The sequence below is a fragment of the Maribacter sp. genome, from assembly GCF_049667165.1.
Taxonomy (GTDB): Bacteria; Bacteroidota; Bacteroidia; order Flavobacteriales; family Flavobacteriaceae; genus Maribacter_A.
Window position 1 is genome coordinate 1 of the sequence record NZ_JBATHS010000283.1, and the last position, 4,449, is coordinate 4,449.

Sequence of the window (4,449 nt, forward strand, 5' to 3'; positions counted from 1 at the left end):
ACCGCCATCGTGGATGAAATCAAACAAAAATATAAGATCGATGCGACACGTATATTCACCACGGGCATGTCTAACGGTGGATTTATGTCCGCCCGCTTGTTATGCGATGCTGCCGATATTTTTAGGGGTGGTGCTATTTTGACCGCCTCCCTCTCCAAAGACTACGTACCCTTGTGTAACCCTCAAAAACCGTTGGCTGTTATGGTGATGAACGGCACGGAAGACCCGCTGGTCCCCTATGATGGCGGAACTGTGAAGGTTTTTCGAAAAACAAGGGGTGACATTGTCTCTACGGATGAGTTCGTTGGGTTCTGGAAAGAAAAGAATGGTTGCGCCAGCAAAAAGAATACGGTGAATTTACCAAATACCGTCGACGATGGCACAACCGTCAGCGTAGATGAATATGGCGATTGCGATACCCAAGGGGCCTTGGTATTATACAAGATCGATGGGGGCGGACATACGTGGCCTGGTGGCAAACAATATCTGGGAGAACGCTGGATCGGGAAGACGAATCGGGACATCGTTGCCTGCGATGTGATATGGGACTTTTTCAAGACCTTGCCCAACACTGAACCATAATGTCAGTTCACGTGATTTTCAAAGAAAATCGGTTTGAGAACGGACTAGGTTTCAAAACTCCCTAAACCTTTAGTGTGCCCTAAGGTTCTTTCGTACTGATTTGAAATCGTTTGCCATCATAAGGACAAACAACATAGCGGATATCCCAACTAAGTATTTGCCAATGGTACAAAACGTACATTCATAATACGTGCTAGTGCAATCCAAATAGCCACTGACACAACCGACGATAATCATAATCAGGTAATCTACCATAATAAAAACAGACACCAGGAACAACCATTTTAAAGCTACTTCTTTCATTATTTTGAAATTTAAATGCTACTCAAGTTCTTTATCCAAAGATAGGGCGCAAGAAAGGGGTGGAAAAGCAATTACCACCACCACATCTTTTACCATAAGATGGTATTTTTTATGCCCTATGATGTAATTTTACATGACCGAGTATGAAGTGTTAAAATTAAAATCCTTCAATCAGCGTTATTATGCCCAATTTTATAACCCAAAAAGGTAATCTCAATAATAAAATAGTACACGCCAAGGATTGTTTGAACCTATTAACCGATGATGAAAAACAGGAATTGGTAAATAATAAGACCGACATTTATTTTGAGCCTGGCGAACATATTGTTAAAAAGGGTATTTTGGCGAATAACGTGCTTTATTTGACCAAAGGGTTGGTTAAATTGGATATTATAAACGAGTCCAAGCAAACGACCGTTACCATTTTGCAATCACATTCTTTCATAGGAATTGTTTGTTGCTTTGCCTTTCGGAAACTCGATTTTACCGCTACGGCATTGACCAAGGCCCAGGTCAGTTTTATTGGTATGGATATTTTCGAGGGATTCATAAAAAATAATGGGGATTTTGCCTTAAGCTTGATCAAACATATGTCGGGGATGAGCAATCAATTATTACATCGACTTACTAGCCTGTCCCAAAAAAATATTGACGGGGCCCTCGCCTATGTTTTATTGGATTTTAGATCGATTTTCAATGCGGATGCTTTTGAACTGCCCATGTCGAGGGTAGAGTTGGCCAATATGTTGGACTACTCCAAGGAAAGTGTAATCAATACGCTATCAAAGTTCAATAAGGAAGGGATCATTACCGTGGATGACCGTAAGATCAAAATACTAGATCGCAACAATTTGGAGCAAATCTGTAAATTGGGGTAAACTACCTACAACCCGGCCTCATATCCATACACTTTTCACTACTGGCCACAGGTCAAAAAAAACGTGACTTTTGTTACAAAATAGTTTTGTTTTTACCCCTACCTTGCAGTGTTATTTAACCTTGACAAAAAGAGGTGATTTTGTACACTTCATAAAAAATATACCCTATGGAACCACACTATTATAATGTCGACGTAAACTGGAACAAGGACCGCAAAGGAGTGATGTGTTCCCCTGAATTGATCAGGGATGCCAACACGTGTATCGAAGTGGCCACCCCACCGGAGTTCCCAAAAGGAATGCCAGGAATATGGTCGCCCGAACATTTGTTCACCGCTTCGGTAAGCAGTTGTTTAATGACCACTTTTTTGGCGATTGCGGAAAATTCGAAATTGGAATTCTCAACCTTCAGTTGCAAATCAAAAGGAACATTGGAACGTGTCGAGGGCAAATTCGTAATGAGCGAAATTTTGCTGGAACCTTCGGTCACCATCAGAGACGAAAAAGATCGGGAAAAAACAGAACGGATCCTTCAAAAATCAGAGGCGGCCTGTTTGATTTCCAATTCCATAAAATCGAAGATAACCATGGTGCCCACCATTTTGGTAAACTAGGGCCCCTACACTTTATTGACTTTGAAGGGCATGGGGAAAACACCGTAAAGCGCAGACCTAATGGGGCCTGCCTCCCTATCACTCGCAGTGTTCCCAAAGCCAATCAACTATTGAATACCTATGAAGAATACCACCTCCCTGTTGATTTTAGTTTTTTTGACCGCAGTAAGCTCCTGCACCCTTAAGGAAAAGGATCCCAATGCCACCATTGAGATCATCGAACATTATTCTGAGATCGAAGAGATCATCAATGCCAAGGACCACGAGATCACCGTACTCAATTTTTGGTCAACCGCCTGTCCTCCCTGTATCAGGGAGTTACCCCATTTCAACCAATTGGCGACGGAGTATAAGGATAAGCAGGTAAAAGTACTCTTGATCAGTCTAGAAGATCCCAAGCGGTTGAAAACATATATCTATCCCTTTGTTAAAAAACAGGGCATTGTACCCGAGGTTGTGGTGCTTAATGACCAAAACTATAATGTATGGACCGATAAGGTAAGTTCGACCTGGTTCGGGGCCCTTCCGGCGACCTTGATCTTAAAGGGGCAGGACCGAAAATTCAAATTCGGCAGTTATGCGACCTATGAAGAGCTACGTTCGGATCTTGAGGGATTGATCGATCGATAATGGAGCTCACTACGGCCATATCAAAGCGAAATTTCAAATCATTGCTCTGGCATGCAGGCTTTCTGTCCTTGGCACAGGTCTTTATGGATGTCGACACCATCATCCCGGCCATGCTTGTCGATGCCGGGGGAAGTGCCATGCAAATTGGGATCTTAACGGCCATAATGCTCGGTGGATCCAGTTTTACCCAAGTACTCTACGCTCCTTTTGTAAGCAACCATCCCTACAAGAAAAAGTTTTTGTTATTGGGCATCAATTCGAGGATATTCGCTTTATTGGGTTTGGCGCTTATGCTTTATTTTTCAGCAAAGCTCGATGAACCCTTTATTATAATGATGATCTTTGTTTTGATCAGTGTTTTCTCGTTCGGTGGTGCCTTTGCCAATGTTAGCTATACCGACATTTTAGGGAAATCGATCATGCAGGGGTCCCGCAAATCATTTTTCTCAACCCGACAGGTCATAACGGCCCTCATTCTGTTTTTTTCTGCCTTGGTCGCCAAAAAGGTTTTAAACCTGGCCATTTATCCTATCAATTACGGACATATGTTCCTGATCGCCTTTGGGGCATTGCTGATATCATCGCTGGGCTTTTGGAACATTAAGGAAGTTACGCCCTCCCGATTGACGATCAAAAACCCGAAACACTTTTATCAATTGGTCAAAACCGAATTGAAAGTGAATAAAAAATTGAAATATTTTCTGGGGTTCATCAATAGTATGGGCATCAGTACGGCCCTGCTCCCTTTCATTATCCTGTATGCCAAGGAAATGTATAAAACCGATGGGGGCGATACCGGTTCTTTTTTGTTGTACAAGATTATTGGAAGCGTGGTAACCGGATTTGTGTTGTTCTTGTTAGCACGAAGGTATAAATACAGGTATCTGTTGTACGGGGGTGCGGCACTCGCTTTCGCCCTACCGTTGTTTATTCTTTTATCGTCCACAATGCCTTCGTTCATTTTTATTTTTTTTATCGGAGGTATCATTTATACCGCCTATACCATCGCAATGAACGGCGTACTCTTGGAAGTCTCCGGAACCGAAAACCGCACCTTGTACACGGGCATCACGGGTGTTGGTAATATACTGCCCGCCCTTTTTCCTTTGGTGGGTGGCTGGATCATTAAGTCATTCGGGTTTCAACCGTTCTTTATACTGTATATGGCCATTATCCTTTCATCCTTGTTTTTTATCTACAGACTCGGATGTGAAAAATAGGAGCGATCCCCAACCAATAACCATCAACCTTCGATTTACGATTGACGATTTTAGATTATGCTACAACATCCCATTTCTAACCACTGATCACTGACCACTGATTACCGACCACTGATTTCTGGTTCTCGATACCCCCGAGCATTCGGGGCTTTCGAAAATCACTCGAACTGACCCTTTGGAATGTAGATACTACCAACTGCCATCCATCTCCCCTCACCCATC

Annotated in this window: 6 protein-coding genes; 5 read left to right on the forward strand and 1 reads right to left on the reverse strand. The window is 42.7% G+C overall.

Annotated elements, in window-relative coordinates; all coding sequences use genetic code 11:
- A partial coding sequence (locus WBM98_RS13630; RefSeq protein WP_424366573.1) for an alpha/beta hydrolase family esterase occupies positions 1–582 on the forward strand: 582 nt, incomplete at its 5' end.
- A 69-nt stretch (positions 583–651) separates the two neighbouring features.
- Here WBM98_RS13630 and WBM98_RS13635 read toward each other — a convergent pair.
- Positions 652–885, reverse strand: a complete 234-nt coding sequence (locus tag WBM98_RS13635; RefSeq protein ID WP_424366574.1) for a hypothetical protein — start codon at positions 883–885, stop codon at positions 652–654.
- Between the two features lie 182 nt (positions 886–1,067).
- Between WBM98_RS13635 and WBM98_RS13640 the strand changes: the two genes are divergently transcribed.
- The 4 genes from WBM98_RS13640 (at position 1,068) to WBM98_RS13655 (ending at position 4,227) form a co-directional block, all read left to right on the forward strand.
- Positions 1,068–1,763, forward strand: a complete 696-nt coding sequence (locus WBM98_RS13640) for a Crp/Fnr family transcriptional regulator (protein ID WP_424366575.1) — start codon at positions 1,068–1,070, stop codon at positions 1,761–1,763.
- A 167-nt stretch (positions 1,764–1,930) separates the two neighbouring features.
- Positions 1,931–2,377, forward strand: coding sequence for an OsmC family protein (locus tag WBM98_RS13645; protein ID WP_424366576.1), 447 nt, complete (start codon positions 1,931–1,933; stop codon positions 2,375–2,377).
- 120 nt (positions 2,378–2,497) lie between these two features.
- Positions 2,498–3,007, forward strand: coding sequence for a TlpA disulfide reductase family protein (locus WBM98_RS13650; protein WP_424366577.1), 510 nt, complete (start codon positions 2,498–2,500; stop codon positions 3,005–3,007).
- The gene (locus tag WBM98_RS13655) at positions 3,007–4,227 is read left to right on the forward strand and encodes an MFS transporter (protein WP_424366578.1); all 1,221 of its coding nucleotides are present in this window, start codon (positions 3,007–3,009) and stop codon (positions 4,225–4,227) included. Before WBM98_RS13650 ends, WBM98_RS13655 begins: the two co-directional genes overlap by 1 nt.
- Positions 4,228–4,449 lie beyond the last annotated feature (222 nt).